Origin of the sequence: Streptomyces sp. NPDC016562, from assembly GCF_043076955.1 — a bacterium.
GTDB lineage: Bacteria > Actinomycetota > Actinomycetes > Streptomycetales > Streptomycetaceae > Streptomyces.
Window position 1 is genome coordinate 65,700 of record NZ_JBIBRZ010000006.1, and the last position, 16,021, is coordinate 81,720.

The window sequence follows — 16,021 nt, forward strand, 5'->3', positions numbered from 1 at the left end:
TCACCTCAGGAGTTAGTCAGTGAGCGCCATGTCTCTTGCCCTGCTGCTGACCACGGCCGCTGCCACCGCCGTGGGCGCTGCTGCGCTGCACGCCGTCCACGCCCTGCGCAAGCAGGTCACCGCGCTGCGCAGCGAGCTCGCGATGCCGGTCCACCCCCGCGGTGTGGCCGTCCCGCACGCCCGCAGCGCCGTGGAGTCCCCCGCCGCCGAGATACGAGCCGCCGTCGCCGAGGCCCTCGCCGAGGAGCGCGAGCGTGAGCTGGCCGAGGCGCGCGCCTTCTGGGCCGCGCAGGAGGCCCGGGACGCCGCCGACGCCTCCTCGCCGCGCTTCGCCGGGGACAGCCCCACCTCGCTCCTGGGCGGCCTGCCCGGTCTCGGCGAGGACAGCCCGGTCTTCCTGCCCCGGCAGGCCGATCTGGTGGGTCTGGAGCCCGTGCTCGGCGAGGACTCCCTCGACGACCTCCCCGGCTACCCGGAGGACTCGGCCGAGCTCGCCGCCGCCCGCCGGCGCCACCCCTCGCACCCCGACTTCGTACCGGTCCAGGCGCAGCACCCCGGCGCCGACCACGAGCGCACCGTGAACCGCCTGGAGGAGCTCGCGGAGGCCCGTACGGCCCTCGCGGACGTCCGCCCCGGCCCGCTGGGCACGCTCGACGTGTACGTCTTCACCGACGGCACCACGCTGTGCATGACCCCCGGGCACCGGGAGACCGCGGAGCGTCTGGCCACGGCCCTGCGCTCGGGCACCGCGCCGGTCCTGCTGGGCGGTTCGGGCATCTCCGGCGCCTACGCGCTGACCTTCTCCTGCGGTGACGCCGAGAACCCCGACAACAACGTCTACATCCTCGCGGACCGGGTCATCGCCTCGCTCTGACCCCTCGCCCCGCGGTGCGTCAGCGCAGCGCCCGCGCTTCCGCCTGTTCCACCAGCCGCACGGCCTCGTCCAGCATCCCGGACGGGGCCTTCGCGCCGTCCGGGGCCGCCGCGGCGGCCCGCAGCGCCTCGGCGAGGTCCAGCCCGGCCACGGCCACCTGGTCGCCGACGACGAAGATCCCCTCGTCCGGCATCTGACGCGGCGTCCCCGCGGGGGCCGCGGCGGGCCCTTCCAGCAGCTGCGCCCGTACGGAGAGCTCGCGGGCCAGTTCCAGGGCCACGGCGGCGGCTCCCTGCTGCAGGCGGCTCTGCGGCGCGGCCCGCAGCCGGTCCGCGAAACGTTCCACGACGGCGGTCAGGGGCGAGGTATCAAGCACCCGGCCGACCTTACGCGCCGTCCGGGCACCATTGCCAACGGGCGAACTGTCCGGCACGGTGGCGTGAAGAGAACAGCACGGCAATACCTCCGGAGGCGCCCATGTCCGTAGAGTTCTCCGAGCAGACACACCGCAACATGATCGACAGAATCCCCCAGACCACCGGTCGTGAGCTCACCGACTGGCTCCGCACCGTCGACGAAGGCCCCTCCCTCGTCCGGTTCGAGGAGAAGGTCAGCTGGCTGCGCGGTGCGCACGAACTGTCGTACGGCCAGGCCAAGGCGATCATCCACGAGTACGACCTGCGCAGAGCCGCGCGCCGGTTCGGCTGAACCCCCGTCCCCGACTGCGACCCCCTCGCGTTCCACACGCGGGAAGGCCCCGCGAGCGGTGTGCTCGCGGGGCCTTCCCGGTGCTGTGGTCGGACGGGCGGCCGTGTGGCCGCCGGTCCGGCTAGTCGTCGCCCGAGAGGATCTGGAAGATGCGCAGCATCTCGACGTAGATCCACACCAGGGTCATGGTGAGGGCGAAGGCCGCCAGCCAGGCCTCCTCGCGGGGGGCGCCGTAGGCGATGCCGTCCTCGACCTGCTTGAAGTCCAGGGCGAGGAAGCACGCCCCGAGGATGACGCCGATGGCGCCGAACAGCAGGCCCAGGCCGCCGCTGCGGAAGCCGAGGCCGTCGCCGCCACCGAAGATCGCGAACAGCGAGTTCACGACCATGAGCAGGATGAAGCCCAGGGCCGCGGCCATCACGAAGCCGTAGAAGCGGCGGGTGACGCGGATCCAGCCCATCTTGTAGGCGAGGAGCACGGCGGCGAAGACGCACATCGTGCCCATCACGGCCTGGATGACCACGCCGGGGCCGAGGTAGGTGCTGGTGGCCGCGCTGACCACGCCCAGGAAGACGCCCTCAAGGGCCGCGTACCCCAGGATCAGGGCGGGGGAGGCCTTGCGCTTGAAGGACTGGACCATCGCCAGCACGAAGGCCACGAGGCCCGCGCCGACGGCGATCATGTAGGACTTGCCCAGGTTCGCCGGGTCGACGGGCAGCAGGATCCACGACAGGGTCGCCGTCACGATGAGCGTGCCGAGCGTCATGGCCGTACGGCTCACGACGTCGTCCATGGTCATCACATTGGCGCGCGCCGGTGCCTGCGGCATACCCGTCGCCGGGTCGGTCGCGTACGGGTTCGTCGCGTACGGGTTGGTCCCGGCCTGCTGGTGCTGCTGCGCGTCGAATCCCGCGTAGCCACCGTTGTCGCGGCTGAACCCCCGTCGCGAGAAGACCGGGTTACTGCTCCTCATCTCACTCCTCCGTGGCCACCGAGCGCGGCCTTAGCCTCAAGAGTAATGCGCTCGCAAAGAAAGCACCCTACTGCTGGAGGAGGATCTTAGGAGAAGGCATGGCGAAGCGCAGGGGCATAAAGAGGGGCACTTCGCACGACTGCGGAGTGCCCGGAGCCGGACTTGAACCGGCACGGCCCGAAGGCCAGCGAGGTTTAAGCTCGCCGTGTCTGCATTCCACCATCCGGGCAGTGCGTGGCGGCCCCCGTAGAAAAGCCTTGAACGCGGTGCCGAGCCTATCCGGATCGGTCTTGCTGCCAACCGGCCGTCTATCCGATGTTGTCTTATTTTATTGGCGCTTGAGGGTCCGTCAGGCACAAGAACGCACGGTCGGCCCGGTCTGGAGGCGATCACCACCTGTGTGGGAATGACGGGATTTCGATGGCCCGCGCCACCCCGTGCGCCACCCCTCCCGCCACCCCGGGCCACCGCCGGTCGGTCAGGGCCTCGTCATACCAGAGGAGGAGGCGCACGCTCCGCCCGTCAGACTCCAGTGGGCCAGGGAACCGGCACGACGGCTGATCCGGAGCGGGGGTCCGCGCGGCGAGGATGGGAGGGTCCCGCCCCGCCGACGTAGGAGCCGTCCCGTGACCACCATGAACTACGCCCCGCACACCGCCCAGGCCGTGGCCGCCCGCGCCACCGGCCTCTCGAAGGTGTACGGCCAGGGCGAGACCCAGGTGGTCGCCCTCGACAACGTCTCCGTGGACTTCGCCCAGGGGCAGTTCACCGCGATCATGGGCCCCTCGGGCTCCGGCAAGTCCACGCTGATGCACTGCGTCGCCGGGCTCGACACCTTCTCCGCCGGGTCCGTGCGCATCGGCGACACCGAGCTGGGCTCCCTCAAGGACAAGCAGCTCACCCAGCTGCGCCGCGACAAGATCGGCTTCATCTTCCAGGCCTTCAACCTGCTGCCGACCCTGACGGCCCTGGAGAACATCACGCTCCCCATGGACATCGCCGGCCGCAAGCCCGACAAGCAGTGGCTGGACTCGGTGATCGCCATGGTCGGCCTCTCGGAGCGCCTCTCCCACCGCCCGACCCAGCTCTCCGGCGGCCAGCAGCAGCGCGTGGCCGTCGCCCGCGCCCTGGCCTCCCGGCCCGAGATCATCTTCGGCGACGAGCCCACCGGCAACCTGGACTCCCGCTCCGGCGCCGAAGTCCTCGGCTTCCTGCGCAACTCGGTCCGCGAGCTCGGCCAGACCGTCGTCATGGTCACCCACGACCCCGTCGCCGCCTCCTACGCGGACCGCGTCATCTTCCTCGCCGACGGCCGCATCGTCGACGAGATGCTGCGCCCCACCGCCGAGGGCGTGCTCGACCGGATGAAGGACTTCGACGCCAAGGGCCGCACCAGCTGACCCGGGGCCGCTCCCGCCCCCCGAAGGCCCCGTAGGCCGCGAAGCCCGCGTGGCCCTCGAAGCCCCCGAAGCCCTCCTCCAGACTTCCAGCCCCAGGACTGACATCCATGTTCCGTACAGCCCTGCGCAACGTCCTCGCGCACAAGGCCCGGCTGCTGATGACGGTGCTCGCCGTCACCCTCGGCGTCGCCTTCGTCTCCGGCACCCTCGTCTTCACCGACACGCTCAAGAAGTCCCTCTCCGGCCAGTCCGCCAAGAGCTATGAGGGCGTGGCCGTCTCCGTCACCTCGTACGGCCAGGGCCGGGGCGACGACGGCCAGAAGGAGGGCGAGCCCGGCATCAGCCAGCAGACCCTCGACAAGGTCAAGGCGCTGGGCGGCGTCGACTCCGTCTCCGGCCGCGTCTCCGGCTTCGCCGGCGTGGGCGACGAGAACGGCAAGCTGATCGGCTCCGGCTGGTCCAACAAGGGCTCCAACCACAGCCCCGTCAAGGACGGCAAGGACCCGCGCTACACCTTCACCCAGGGCTCCGGCCCGGCCCGGGCCGACCAGATAGCCCTCGACAAGGCGACCGCCGACGCGGGCAAGTACAAGGTCGGCGACACGGTCCGCGTGGCCACCAACGGCCCCGTGAAGGAGTACGGCCTCGCCGGCGTCTTCACCACCGAGGACGGCGCCGTCCAGGCCGGCGGCAGCCTGGTGCTCTTCGACACCAAGGTCGCCCAGGAGCTCTACCTCAAGCCCGGCTACTTCCAGGAGCTGTCGGTCGGCGCCAAGGCCGGCGCCTCCGCCGACCAGCTGCTCGCCGAGATCAAGCCGCTGCTCGACGACAAGAACACCAAGGCGCAGACCGGTGCGGAGCTCGCCCGGGAGCAGGCCAAGGACATCGAGCGGGGCATGGGCAACATGAGCACCATGCTGCTCGTCTTCGCCGGCATCTCGCTCTTCGTCGGCGTCTTCCTGATCTACAACACCTTCACCATGCTGGTCACCCAGCGCACCAAGGAGCTGGCCCTGCTGCGCGCCGTCGGCGCCAACCGCGGTCAGGTCATGCGCTCGGTCCTCGCCGAGGCCCTGGTCGTCGGCGCGCTGTCCGCCGCCCTCGGCCTGATCGGCGGCATCGGCCTGGCGATCGGCATCCGTTCCCTGATCGGGTCCTTCGGCGCCAAGCTCCCGGGCGGCGCACTGGTCATCGCCCCCGGCACCGTCGTCGCGGCCCTGGTCATCGGCATCCTGGTCACCACCGTCGCGGCCGTGCTCCCGGCCTGGCGCACCGGCCGGATCGCCCCGGTCGCCGCCATGGGCAGCGCCCACCTGCCGGCCAACGCCAAGTCCCTGCTGCTGCGCAACGTCATCGGCTCCGTCATCAGCCTCCTGGGCATCGGCCTCGTCGTCCTCGGCGTCTCCATGGGCGGCAGCGACGGGCGCATGGTCATCGGTGCGGGCGCGTTCTTCATGCTCATCGGCATGATCGTGCTGCTGCCGCTGCTCTCCAAGCCGGTCATCGCGAGCGTCCGCCCCGCCCTGCAGAAGGTGTTCGGGATCCCCGGCAAGCTGGCCGCCCAGAACGCCGTCCGCAACCCGCGCCGCACCGCCGTCACCGCCGCCTCCCTGGCGATCGGCCTGACCCTGGTCACCACCCTGTCGGTGCTGGGCATCACCGTCGGCAAGGTCGTCGACCGCATGAGCACCGAGAAGCTCAAGGCGGACTACCGGGTCTCCATGTCCGGCGACATGGGCAGCCTGGACACCTCCGTGGCCGAGACCCTGGCCAAGTCCCCCGGCATCAAGGCGGTCTCCCCGCAGACGGCCGGCTACTTCAAGGTCGGCGAGGACTTCCGCTCCGCCTCCGGCGTCAACCCCGCCGCCATCGGCCAGCTGCTGAACATCGAGGTCCTCAGCGGTTCGCTGGACAGCCTCGCCCAGGGCGAGCTCGCGGTCGCCGAGAAGACCGCGAAGAGCAAGGACCTCGCGGTCGGCTCCACGCTCCAGGTCCAGTACGACGACGGCCAGAAGGGCACGCTGAAGGTCGGCGCCGTCTACAAGGACATGGAGGGCCTGCTCTCCCCGTACGTCATCGACGACAAGGTCCTGGCGCAGCACAGCGAGGACCCGTACATCCGCGAGGTGTACGTCAACGTCGACGGCGGGGCCTCCAAGGCCGGCCAGCAGAAGGTCGTCGACGCCCTGGGCAAGAACCCGGCCATCACCGTCGCCACCCAGCAGGACATGCGCAACGAGATGGGCGGCATGATCAACACCATGCTGAACGTCATGTACGGCCTGCTCGGCATGGCGCTGATCATCTCGGTGCTCGGTGTGGTCAACACGCTGGCGATGTCCGTCTTCGAGCGGACCCAGGAGATCGGCATGCTGCGGGCGATCGGGCTCGACCGCAGCCGGGTCAAGAACATGATCCGCCTGGAGGCCGTCGTGATCTCGCTCTTCGGCGCGGTCCTGGGCGTCGCCATCGGCGTCTTCCTCGCCTGGGCGGTCGGCACCACGATGGCCAAGGCCATGCCGGACTACGCCCTCGTCGTCCCGTACGACCGGATCGGCATCTTCCTCCTGCTGGCCGCCGTGGTCGGCGTCCTGGCCGCCATGTGGCCGGCGCGCAGCGCCGCCCGCCTGAACATGCTGACGGCCATCAAGACCGAGTAGCGGCGCGGCAGCGGCCGAGGAACAGCGCAGGGCCCCGGGGCAGTCGCCCCCGGGGCCCTGTCGCGTACGGCTACGCGCCCCAGGTGCGCAGCCGCAGCGGGAGCCCCGAGGCGCCGTCCGCCGCCTGCTTGACCGCGAGCACCTGGTTGACGCCGAGCCGGCCGCGCTCGAAGCCGAGCGCGGAGGCCGCCATGTAGAGCCGCCAGACCCGCGCCCGCCCGGGCGAGGTCAGGCGTACTGCCTCCTCCCAGTGCTCCTCCAGCCGCGCCACCCAGGCCCGCAGGGTCAGCCCGTAGTGCTCACGCAGCGCCTCCACGTCGCGGACCTCGAAGCCGGCCCGCTCCAGTTCGCCGACGGTGGTGCCGAGCGGGGACAGCTCCCCGTCGGGGAAGACGTAGGCGTCGATGAACTCGTCGATCCGGTAGGCCTCTTCGTCGGGCTCCGGCGGGCGGGCGATCTGGTGGTTGAGCAACCGCCCGCCGGGGCGCAGCAGGGCGTGCAGGGTGCGGGCGTACTCGCGGTAGCGGTCGGCCCCGACGTGTTCGGCCATGCCGATGGACGAAAGGGCGTCGTACGGGCCGTCCCTGACGTCGCGGTAGTCCTGGATCCGGATCTCGACGAGGTCGGCCAGCCCCTCCTCCGCGACGCGCTTGCGGGCGTACACGGCCTGTTCGCGCGAGAGGGTGATGCCGGTGACCCGGGCGCCGTACTCGCGGGCCGCGTGCAGCGCCATGGAGCCCCAGCCGCAGCCCACGTCGAGGAGGCGGTCCCCGGGCCGCAGGGCGAGTTTGCGGCAGACCAGGTCGAGTTTGTCCCGCTGGGCCTCCTCCAGGGTGGCGCCGGGGCTCCAGTAGGCGCAGGAGTACACCATCGAGGGGCCGAGCACGTGCCCGTAGAACGCGTTGCCGACGTCGTAGTGGTGGCTGATGGCCTGCCGGTCGCGGCCCTTGCTGTGCCGCGGGCCGCCGCGCCGGACGGCCTCCTCGGCGGGGGGCGGGGGCGGCAGCGGCGGTCCGGCGAGCGCGATCAGCTCCCGTACGGCGGCCCGGTGGCCGGGATCGCGCAGCAGCCGGGCCGTCTCCGCCACGGCGGCCGGCCGGGAGCGGCCCGCCCGCCGCGCGAGGCCCTCCAGGGCCGCGAGGGCCCCGGGCCGCGCGGGCGGCGGCGGCAGCGGTCCGGTGCGCGGCCGCTCCCACAGCCGGCCCGCCACCTGCGCCAGCAGGGCGAACAGGTCGCCCTCCACCGTCAGTTCGCCCGCCACCCACGCCCGGGCCAGGCCCAGTTCGCCGGGCTTCCACAGCATGCGGCGCAGGGCGCGGCGGTCATGGATCACGAGCACGGGTCCGGTGGACGGGCCCGCCTCACTGCCGTCCCAGGCCCGGACGCGCACCGGCAGCGGGGCACCCAGCAGAGTCTCGGCAACAGCGGCCAGCCGCGGCGCGGCGTCGGTCATGGCGCACCTCCACATCTCCGACCCAACCATTTACCCAGCGCGGGCTCCGGGTACGCCGAAGGGGCCGCCCGCACCACGGATGGCGGGCGGCCCCTTCGGGGTCGTGCGGGGTGTCGCGGTCAGGCGCGGGTCAGGAGGCCTTGGCCTTCTGGGCCGGCGCGGCCGCGGCGGGGGCCGGCTTGGCGGCCTCGTAGAACTCCTCGCGCGGGGTCTCCAGCGCGCCGAGGGAGACGACCTCGCGCTTGAGGAACATGCCGAGGGTCCAGTCGGCGAAGACGCGGATCTTGCGGTTCCAGGTCGGCATGGCCATGCCGTGGTAGCCACGGTGCATGTACCAGGCGAGCCGGCCCTTGAGCTTGATCTTCATCTTGCCCATGACGATCATCGCCACGCCCTTGTGGAGGCCGAGGCCCGCCACCGCACCCTTGTTGGAGTGCGAGTACTCCGACTGCGGGAAGCCCCGCATGCCCGAGATGACGTTGTCGCCGAGGACCTTGGCCTGGCGCAGCGCGTGCTGGGCGTTCGGCGGGCACCAGGCGTTCTCGACGCCGGCCTTGCGGGCGGCCATGTCGGGAACCTGGGCGTTGTCGCCGGCGGTCCAGATGTAGTCCGTGCCCTTGACCTGGAGGGTGGGCTCGGCGTCGACGTGGCCGCGCGGGCCCAGCGGCAGGCCGTAGCGGGCCAGCACCGGGTTCGGCTTGACGCCGGCGGTCCAGACGATGGTGTTGGAGTCGACCTCGAGGCCGTTCTTCAGCACCACGTGGCCGTCCACGCAGGAGTCCATGGAGGTGTTGAGGTAGATCTCGATGCCGCGGGACTCGAGGTGCTCCTTGCCCCAGGTGCCGAGCTTGGGCCCGACCTCGGGAAGGATCTTGTCGGCCGCGTCCACCAGGATGAAGCGCATGTCCTCGCGCTTGATCGTGGAGTAGTACTTCGCGGCGTCGCGGGCCATGTCCTCGACCTCGCCGATGGTCTCCGCGCCGGCGAAGCCGCCGCCGACGAAGACGAAGGTGAGGGCCTTGCGGCGGACGTCCTCGTCCGTCGTGGACTCGGCCTTGTCGAGCTGCTCGAGGACGTGGTTGCGCAGGCCGATGCCCTCTTCGACGCCCTTCATACCGATGCCCTGTTCGGCGAGGCCGGGGATCGGGAAGGTGCGGGAGACGGCGCCGAGCGCGATCACCAGGTAGTCGAAGGGCAGCTCGTACGCCTCGCCGACCAGCGGCGTGACGACGGCGACCTTGCGGTCCTGGTCGATGCTGGTGACCCGGCCGGTGAGAACCTCAGCCTTGGGCAGCACGCGTCGCAGCGGGACGACGACGTGCCGAGGCGAGATGCTGCCTGCGGCCACTTCGGGGAGGAAGGGCTGGTAGGTCATGTACGAGCGCGGGTCGACGACCGTGACGGTCGCCTCGCCGTAGCGCATCTTCTTCATGATGCGCTTGGCTGCGTACAGGCCTACGTACCCACCTCCTACAACGAGGATCCTGGGACGCTCCGTGGTGCTCATGGAACGAGTATCCAGCACCCAAAGGGGTGTCGCTCGTGAGCCCCTTCACAAGGAGTCGAGGACCCTCTGCTACACTCCGCCGCCCACGTGACCGACGTCATGGCGCGCAACGGGAACCAAGGCCTCGCGGGAATCGTTGCTCACCCGTCCTGAACTGGGCTCCAGGCCTTCCACCGGACTGGACCACTGGGTTTCGTCCATACCTCTGATACGAAACCCGTGGCGTCCGTCGATCGCACGAATGCATGGAGAAAGGGGCCCGCGAGCCTCCGAAGGGGCCGAAACGCCCCTTCAGTTGACCCACCCGGCCCCTTTTCCTTGTGAAGAACTTCACGAAGTTCATCTGGATCACCGCCCGAAGCGCCCTCCGCGAGCCCGCGTCCGACGTCCGGACGGTGAACGCGCACGGGCGACGGCGCCCCGGTCGGATGACCGGAGCGCCGTGTCGTTCAGTGATGCGGCAGGTCGGAGCGCTGCTGGGCGGCCTCGGCCTCTTCCGCGGTCTTGATCGCGATGCCGTCCAGGATGTCGTGCTCCGACACGACGACCTCCGAGGCCCCGATGCGCTCCATGATCGCGAGCAGGACCAGCGCGCCGGCGCCGATCACGTCCACCCGGCCCGGGTGCATGACGGGGATCGCCGCGCGCTCGGCGTGCGTCGCCGTCAGCATCCGCTCGCTGATCTCGCGGACCTGCTCGTAGGAGATCCGGGAGTGGTGGATCCGCGAGGAGAGGTACTCGGGCAGCCCGAGCGCGATCCCGGCGACCGTGGTCACCGAGCCGGCCAGGCCCACCAGGGTGCGCGCCTCCGCCAGCGGGACGCTCTCGGCCGCCAGGTCCAGGGCCGCCTCGACGTCGGCCCGTATGGCGGCGATCTGCGCCGGGGTCGGCGGGTCCGAGACGGCCCCGTCCACCACCAGGTGGCGCTCGGTCATCCGCACGCAGCCGACGTCCACGGAGCGGGCGGCCCGCACGTGGTCGTCGCCGACCACGAACTCGGTCGAGCCGCCGCCGATGTCCACCACCAGGAAGGGCCGCTCCAGGTGCTCGTGGGCGGCCAGCTCCTTGGTGGCGCCGGTGAAGGAGAACTCCGCCTCCTGCTCGCCGGAGATCACCTCGGGCTCGACGCCCAGGATGTCCACGACGCCCCGTACGAAGTCCTCGCGGTTCTCGGCGTCCCGGGAGGCGGAGGTCGCCACGAAGCGCACCCGCTCGGCGCCGAACTCCTTGATGACCTCGGCGTACTGGCGGCAGGCGGCGAAGGTGCGCTCCAGCGCCTCCGGCGCCAGGCGCCCGGTCCGGTCCACGCCCTGGCCGAGCCGCACGATGACCATCCGGCGGTCCAGCTCCGCGAGCTCGCCGGTCCGCGGGTCGTAGTCCGCGACCAGGAGCCGGATGGAGTTCGTACCGCAGTCGACGGCCGCGACCCGGGTCACTCGGACTCCCCCTCGGCCCCGTCGGCCCCGCACGGGGTGACGCACGGGCCCTTGGCCCACCACTCGGGCAGCATCGCCAGGGCCTCGTCGCCGAACGGGTTCACGCCCGGGCCGGCGGCCAGGGAGTGGCCCACCAGCACGTGCAGGCACTTCACGCGGTCCGGCATCCCGCCGGCGCTCGGGAAGCCCTGGAGCACCTCGATGGCGTCGCGGCGCCGGATGTAGTCCTCGTGCGCGGCCCGGTAGGCGGCGGCGAGCTCCGGGTCCTCGGCGAGCCGGGCCTGCATCTCCTTCATCACGCCGTTGGCCTCCAGCGTGCCGATGGCGGAGGCCGCACGCGGGCACGTCAGGTAGTACAGCGTCGGGAAGGGCGTGCCGTCGGGGAGCCGGGGTGCGGTCTCCACCACGTCCGGCTGTCCGCAGGGGCAGCGGTGCGCGATGGCGCGCAGCCCGCGCGGCGGGCGGCCGAGCTGCTGCTTGAACGCGTCGATGTCCGCGTCGGTCGGCTCGGTCCGGTCGGTCTGGGGCGGGGGCGTCTGCATGCCTGGAGGAAGTCTCTTCGTTCTCGTGGATGGGTGCTGCGGTGGGGTGCGGGTGCTCACTCGCCCGGGCGGTCGGCCTTGTCGACGCCGTCCCAGACGTTGGAGTACCAGGGCCGGTCGGAGCCGGCCTGGCCGGTCCGGTGCGGCTCCGGGGGCTGGGCGCCGGGGTCGCTCATGATGTAGCCGATCTCCCCCGGGCGCAGGAAGTGCAGGTGCCTGCGCGCCTGCTGCTCCGCGTACGCGTCGTCCTGCCAGCGGGCCTTCTCGTCGCGCAGCCGCTCCAGGCGGTCCCGCGCGGCGGCGGCGGACCGCTGCTGCGCCGCGATCTCCGAGCGCTGGGAGACGTACTGGCGCATCGGATACGCGAGGGCGACGACCAGCGTACAGAGGACGAGCACCAGGAGCGCGGCGCGGCCGGTGAGCCGGCTGCGGCGGACCTGGCGGCGCGACTGCGAGCGGTAGACGTGAGCGGCGGTCCGCTCGCCGAGCTGCTTGAGCCTGGTCGCGGTGGAGAAGGTGGAGAACCGATCCCGGTTCCCGGCCATTGATCCGCCTCCCCTGTGTGCGCACTACGCAATACGTCCCCGCACACGGTACGGGACCGAGTGCGGGGACGTACGGAGGCAGAGCGTGATTAGCCCTTGAAGCGCGGGAAGGCGGAGCGGCCCGCGTACACCGCGGCGTCGTCGAGGATCTCCTCGATGCGCAGCAGCTGGTTGTACTTGGCGACGCGGTCCGAGCGGGCCGGGGCGCCGGTCTTGATCTGGCCGCAGTTCACGGCGACGGCGAGGTCGGCGATGGTGACGTCCTCGGTCTCGCCGGAGCGGTGCGACATCATGCACTTGAAGCCGTTGCGCTGGGCCATCTCGACGGCGTCGAGGGTCTCGGTGAGGGAACCGATCTGGTTCACCTTCACGAGCAGGGCGTTCGCGGAGCCCTCCTCGATGCCGCGGGCCAGGCGCTCCGGGTTGGTGACGAAGAGGTCGTCGCCGACGATCTGGACCTTGGCGCCCAGGCGGTCGGTGATGGTCTTCCAGCCGGCCCAGTCGTCCTCGAACAGCGGGTCCTCGATGGAGACCAGCGGGTACGCGTCGACGAGCTCGGCGTAGTAGTCGGTCATCTCGGCGGCCGAGCGGGACTGGCCCTCGAACTCGTACTTGCCGTCCTTGTAGAACTCGGACGCGGCGACGTCGAGCGCGAGCGCGATGTCCTTGCCCGGGGTGTAGCCGGCCTGCTTGATGGCCTCGATGATGAGGTCGAGCGCGGCGCGGTTGGACTCCAGGTTCGGCGCGAAGCCGCCCTCGTCACCGAGACCGGTGGACAGGCCCTTGGTGTGCAGGACCTTCTTGAGGGTGTGGTAGACCTCGGCACCCCAGCGCAGCGCCTCGGAGAAGGACTCCGCGCCGATCGGGGCGATCATGAACTCCTGGATGTCCACGTTGGAGTCGGCGTGCGACCCACCGTTGAGGATGTTCATCATCGGAACGGGCAGCAGGTGCGCGTTCGGGCCGCCGAGGTAGCGGAAGAGCGGGAGGTCCGAGGCCTCGGACGCGGCGTGCGCGACGGCGAGGGAGACGCCGAGGATGGCGTTGGCGCCGAGCGAGCCCTTGTTGTCGGTGGCGTCCAGGTCGAACATGGCCTGGTCGATCAGGCGCTGCTCGGTGGCGTCGTAGCCGACGAGCTCCGGGCCGATCTGCTCGATGACGGCGAGGACGGCCTTCTCGACACCCTTGCCGAAGTAACGGTTGGGGTCACCGTCACGGAGCTCGATGGCCTCGAAGGCACCGGTGGAGGCGCCGGACGGAACGGCAGCACGGCCGGTGCTGCCGTCGTCGAGGCCCACCTCGACCTCGACCGTGGGGTTGCCTCGGGAGTCCAGGATTTCCCGGGCTACGACGACGTCGATGGACGGCACGAGCATCTCCTTCTGGGATGTGACGCTGGGTGTGCGGTGGCGTCAGGCCGTGGGATGGCCTGGCCGCCTAGAGCCTAACCGGATCCGGGGACTCGACCTGCCGACCGCCCGGGTCCTGGGACGAAAAAGGGACCGAATACCCCTCTTCCGGGACATACGGACCGGGTTCGGGGGCGCGGGGCGCGGCGGCGCACACGCCACCGCCCGGCGCGTGGGGACAAACGCGCCGGGCGGTGGGACGTCGTGCGTGCCGTTCGGGCCTGCGGATCGGGCCCCGGTCGGCTACGGGCGCCTGCGGGCTACGGCCGCAGTGTTCAGCTGAGCTTCAGCTTCTGGCCCGGGTAGATCAGGTCGGCGTCCGAGACGATGTCCTTGTTCAGCTCGAACAGCTTCTCCCAGCCGCCCTGGACGCCGTTGGCGTCGGCGATGGTGCCCAGGGTGTCACCGGACTTGACCTCGTACGAGCCGTTGCCCGTCTTCGGCGCGGCCGGAGCCTCGGCGCGCTCGGAGCGGGTGGTGGGGGCCTCGGCGCGCTTGGTGGTGTCCTTCTTCGGCGCGGCCTTCTGCTCGGTCTTCTTCGAGTCGGCCTTCGGCTTGACGGTCTTCGGGGTCTCGGTGGACCCGCCGCCGGTGTAGGAGGAGTTCGACAGGCCCACGCCGCAGTGCGGCCAGGCGCCCTTGCCCTGACCCTTGAGGACCTTCTCGGCGATGGCTATCTGCTGGGACTTCGAGGCCTGGTTGGCCTGCGCGGCGTACGCCTTGCCGCCGTACGCGGCCCACGTCGAGGACGAGAACTGCAGGCCGCCGTAGTAGCCGTTGCCCGTGTTGATGGCCCAGTTGCCACCGGACTCGCACTGCGCGACCTTGTCCCACTCGGAGGCGGTCGCGGCGGAGGCGGTGCCCGCGGCCATCAGCGGGGCGGCCACGGCCACACCGGCGACACCGGCGAGCGTGACGATGCGGACGGCCTTGGAGCCGCGACGGTGCTTGCCCTTGCCGGAAAGCAGCATGAGGTTTCTCCTCACCGACGCCTACGAGGTGAGCTGTCGGGTTCGAGCTGATGAGTGCCCGGCGCTGCGGACCAGCCGCACCGCTTAACCCCAAGCCGGTGGCGTGACCGTCTCTCAACGGCCGCTCCCGGCGCCTACCTTGGTTCCCCCGCTCCTGCCTTCGGCGCTTGCGCGACGACTGTTCCCCCCGTCCGCCGGCAGGATTCGGCGATGCGGTCGAAGGAGCTCGCGGTGGCGAGCGATTCAGAAGGTAGACAGGTCTCCCCCCGATGTTCAACGAGGGACATCGGGGGGAGACGACCCCTACTTGCGCTCCCCGTGGGGGTGTTTGCGCAGGTGAGGACGGGGTTTGCCGCAGCCGCGGGGCGGGACACGCCAGTTGACCGGAAGAGACGCATGTCTCACTTGCCGATAACCGACATTCCCGCCTTTTCGGGCCGCTCAAGTGCCCTTATTGCACGGTTAGATCCAGATTCTGACCAGGCTTGATCAGATCGGCGTCGCCGCCGATGACCTGCTCATTGGCCTGGTAGAGCTGGTTCCAGCCGCCCTTCACGCCCTTGGCATCCGCGATGGCGGCCAGGCTGTCGCCCGCCCGCACCGTGTACGTGGGCTCCGACGGCGCGTCAGAGGGCGCGGCCGTCTCGGGGGCGGGCTCGCCGCGGTGCTTGCCGCTGCCCTCGGCCGGGAGGGTATCCCCGGCCGCCGGGACCGTCGGGTCCGCGGAAGGCTGACCGGGGGTCGCGGGCGCGCTCGGGTCCGCCGGGACGGCCGGCGTCGTCGGCGCCACCGGAGTCGTGGGCGCGGCCGCGTCGCCGGGGGTCGCCGGGGGCGCGGTCGGGTCGGCCGGGACGACCGGCGCCGAGGGGGCGTCCGGCACGGGCATGACGGGCAGTCCGACGGACGGCGCGTCGGGGATGAGGTACGAGGGGGAGCCGGACGGGCTCGGGACCACCGGCCCGGTCGCCGTCGGCGCCCCGAAGTCGATGGCCGGCCGCTCACCCGCGCGGGAGGGCACGGTGTCGTCCGGGCGGGACGGGGAGGGCGCGATCGTCCCGGAGGTGCCGGGCAGACCGGGGTCCACCGCCGCGGCGGGGCCCTGCCGGTCCAGTCCGGCGGAGGTGGCGCACAGCGGCCACGCCTGCGGCCCCTGCGAGGCGAGCACCCGCTCGGCCACGGCGATCTGCTGGGACCTGCTCGCGAGGTCGGCGCGCTCGGCGAAGTCGAGCCCGCCGGCGTTCTGCCACTGCTCCTGGGTGAACTGGAGCCCGCCGTACGAGCCGTTGCCGAGGTTGGCGCTCCAGGTGCCCCCGCTCTCGCATTCGGCGACCTTGTCCCACGTCGACGTGTCGGCGGCGGAGGCCTGGGTGGCGGCTAGCAGCGGCAGGGCCAGCGCGGAGCCAGTGACACCGGCTGTGACTACCAGCGCGGGGACCTGGCGGGGGCGTCTGTGGCGGCCGTTCCCGGAACGCATGAAGGTGCACCTTTCGCATAACGGCGGGGTAACGGCAGAACCTAGCGGCCTTCGAACGATTGTCACAAG

At 71.3% G+C, this 16,021-nt stretch carries 14 protein-coding genes, 1 tRNA gene and 1 riboswitch; of the genes, 4 read left to right on the forward strand and 11 right to left on the reverse strand.

Going from position 1 to position 16,021, the window contains the following annotated elements:
• Window positions 1-28: 28 nt before the first annotated feature.
• Window positions 29-874 carry a hypothetical protein gene (locus tag ACF059_RS23920; protein WP_392061194.1) on the forward strand — a complete coding sequence of 282 codons (846 nt, stop codon included), beginning with the start codon at window positions 29-31 and terminating at the stop codon, window positions 872-874.
• A gap of 19 nt (window positions 875-893) precedes the next feature.
• On the opposite strand, the gene ACF059_RS23925 is transcribed toward ACF059_RS23920, so the two are convergent.
• Window positions 894-1,250, reverse strand: a complete 357-nt coding sequence (locus ACF059_RS23925; protein WP_392060469.1) for a hypothetical protein — start codon at window positions 1,248-1,250, stop codon at window positions 894-896.
• 101 nt (window positions 1,251-1,351) lie between these two features.
• Here ACF059_RS23925 and ACF059_RS23930 point away from each other — a divergent pair, with 101 nt between their 5' ends.
• Window positions 1,352-1,582 (forward strand): DUF4287 domain-containing protein, encoded by a 231-nt coding sequence (locus ACF059_RS23930; protein ID WP_360891558.1) that lies wholly within the window; start codon window positions 1,352-1,354, stop codon window positions 1,580-1,582.
• A 121-nt stretch (window positions 1,583-1,703) separates the two neighbouring features.
• Here the strand turns inward: ACF059_RS23930 and ACF059_RS23935 are convergent, their stop codons facing one another.
• Together ACF059_RS23935 and ACF059_RS23940 are read right to left on the reverse strand one after the other, a co-directional pair.
• The gene (locus ACF059_RS23935; protein ID WP_392060473.1) at window positions 1,704-2,555 is read right to left on the reverse strand and encodes a Bax inhibitor-1/YccA family protein; all 852 of its coding nucleotides are present in this window, start codon (window positions 2,553-2,555) and stop codon (window positions 1,704-1,706) included.
• A gap of 147 nt (window positions 2,556-2,702) precedes the next feature.
• Window positions 2,703-2,784, reverse strand: a tRNA-Leu gene (locus ACF059_RS23940).
• A 406-nt stretch (window positions 2,785-3,190) separates the two neighbouring features.
• On the opposite strand from ACF059_RS23940, the gene ACF059_RS23945 reads away from it, so the two are divergent.
• Both ACF059_RS23945 and ACF059_RS23950 read left to right on the forward strand, forming a co-directional pair.
• Complete coding sequence (locus tag ACF059_RS23945) at window positions 3,191-3,955, forward strand: ABC transporter ATP-binding protein (RefSeq protein WP_361944065.1); 765 nt, start codon at window positions 3,191-3,193, stop codon at window positions 3,953-3,955.
• Between the two features lie 107 nt (window positions 3,956-4,062).
• The gene (locus ACF059_RS23950) at window positions 4,063-6,615 is read left to right on the forward strand and encodes an ABC transporter permease (protein ID WP_392060477.1); all 2,553 of its coding nucleotides are present in this window, start codon (window positions 4,063-4,065) and stop codon (window positions 6,613-6,615) included.
• Window positions 6,616-6,685: 70 nt separating this feature from the next.
• Here ACF059_RS23950 and ACF059_RS23955 read toward each other — a convergent pair whose 3' ends face one another.
• The 8 genes from ACF059_RS23955 to ACF059_RS23990 form a co-directional block, all read right to left on the reverse strand.
• A complete protein-coding gene (locus ACF059_RS23955) occupies window positions 6,686-8,068 on the reverse strand; it encodes a class I SAM-dependent methyltransferase (RefSeq protein WP_392060480.1) in 1,383 nt (460 codons plus the stop codon).
• Window positions 8,069-8,198: 130 nt separating this feature from the next.
• A complete protein-coding gene (locus tag ACF059_RS23960) occupies window positions 8,199-9,575 on the reverse strand; it encodes an NAD(P)/FAD-dependent oxidoreductase (protein WP_360891547.1) in 1,377 nt (458 codons plus the stop codon).
• Window positions 9,576-10,024: 449 nt separating this feature from the next.
• Window positions 10,025-11,011 (reverse strand): exopolyphosphatase, encoded by a 987-nt coding sequence (locus tag ACF059_RS23965; RefSeq protein WP_392060483.1) that lies wholly within the window; start codon window positions 11,009-11,011, stop codon window positions 10,025-10,027.
• The gene (locus ACF059_RS23970) at window positions 11,008-11,553 is read right to left on the reverse strand and encodes a DUF501 domain-containing protein (RefSeq protein WP_392060486.1); all 546 of its coding nucleotides are present in this window, start codon (window positions 11,551-11,553) and stop codon (window positions 11,008-11,010) included. The genes ACF059_RS23965 and ACF059_RS23970 overlap by 4 nt, the downstream gene beginning before the upstream one ends.
• A gap of 56 nt (window positions 11,554-11,609) precedes the next feature.
• Window positions 11,610-12,098 (reverse strand): septum formation initiator family protein, encoded by a 489-nt coding sequence (locus ACF059_RS23975; protein WP_392060489.1) that lies wholly within the window; start codon window positions 12,096-12,098, stop codon window positions 11,610-11,612.
• An 89-nt stretch (window positions 12,099-12,187) separates the two neighbouring features.
• Window positions 12,188-13,474 carry a phosphopyruvate hydratase gene (gene eno, locus ACF059_RS23980; RefSeq protein ID WP_392060492.1) on the reverse strand — a complete coding sequence of 429 codons (1,287 nt, stop codon included), beginning with the start codon at window positions 13,472-13,474 and terminating at the stop codon, window positions 12,188-12,190.
• A gap of 308 nt (window positions 13,475-13,782) precedes the next feature.
• Window positions 13,783-14,478, reverse strand: coding sequence for a transglycosylase family protein (locus ACF059_RS23985; protein ID WP_392060495.1), 696 nt, complete (start codon window positions 14,476-14,478; stop codon window positions 13,783-13,785).
• Between the two features lie 3 nt (window positions 14,479-14,481).
• Window positions 14,482-14,654: riboswitch (cyclic di-AMP (ydaO/yuaA leader) on the reverse strand.
• Between the two features lie 275 nt (window positions 14,655-14,929).
• The gene (locus ACF059_RS23990; RefSeq protein WP_392060498.1) at window positions 14,930-15,952 is read right to left on the reverse strand and encodes a transglycosylase family protein; all 1,023 of its coding nucleotides are present in this window, start codon (window positions 15,950-15,952) and stop codon (window positions 14,930-14,932) included.
• Window positions 15,953-16,021: the final 69 nt, after the last annotated feature.

Excerpts from the sequence above, each read along its gene's own strand:
- ACF059_RS23970 (WP_392060486.1), bottom strand. The coding sequence starts at position 11,553 with ATGCAGACGCCCCCGCCCCAGACCGACCGGACCGAGCCGACCGACGCG.
- ACF059_RS23990 (WP_392060498.1), bottom strand. The coding sequence starts at position 15,952 with ATGCGTTCCGGGAACGGCCGCCACAGACGCCCCCGCCAGGTCCCCGCG.
- ACF059_RS23955 (WP_392060480.1), bottom strand. The coding sequence starts at position 8,068 with ATGACCGACGCCGCGCCGCGGCTGGCCGCTGTTGCCGAGACTCTGCTG.
- ACF059_RS23945 (WP_361944065.1), top strand. The coding sequence starts at position 3,191 with ATGAACTACGCCCCGCACACCGCCCAGGCCGTGGCCGCCCGCGCCACC.
- ACF059_RS23935 (WP_392060473.1), bottom strand. The coding sequence starts at position 2,555 with ATGAGGAGCAGTAACCCGGTCTTCTCGCGACGGGGGTTCAGCCGCGAC.
- ACF059_RS23975 (WP_392060489.1), bottom strand. The coding sequence starts at position 12,098 with ATGGCCGGGAACCGGGATCGGTTCTCCACCTTCTCCACCGCGACCAGG.
- ACF059_RS23985 (WP_392060495.1), bottom strand. The coding sequence starts at position 14,478 with ATGCTGCTTTCCGGCAAGGGCAAGCACCGTCGCGGCTCCAAGGCCGTC.
- ACF059_RS23960 (WP_360891547.1), bottom strand. The coding sequence starts at position 9,575 with ATGAGCACCACGGAGCGTCCCAGGATCCTCGTTGTAGGAGGTGGGTAC.
- ACF059_RS23920 (WP_392061194.1), top strand. The coding sequence starts at position 29 with ATGTCTCTTGCCCTGCTGCTGACCACGGCCGCTGCCACCGCCGTGGGC.
- eno (WP_392060492.1), bottom strand. The coding sequence starts at position 13,474 with ATGCTCGTGCCGTCCATCGACGTCGTCGTAGCCCGGGAAATCCTGGAC.
- ACF059_RS23930 (WP_360891558.1), top strand. The coding sequence starts at position 1,352 with ATGTCCGTAGAGTTCTCCGAGCAGACACACCGCAACATGATCGACAGA.
- ACF059_RS23950 (WP_392060477.1), top strand. The coding sequence starts at position 4,063 with ATGTTCCGTACAGCCCTGCGCAACGTCCTCGCGCACAAGGCCCGGCTG.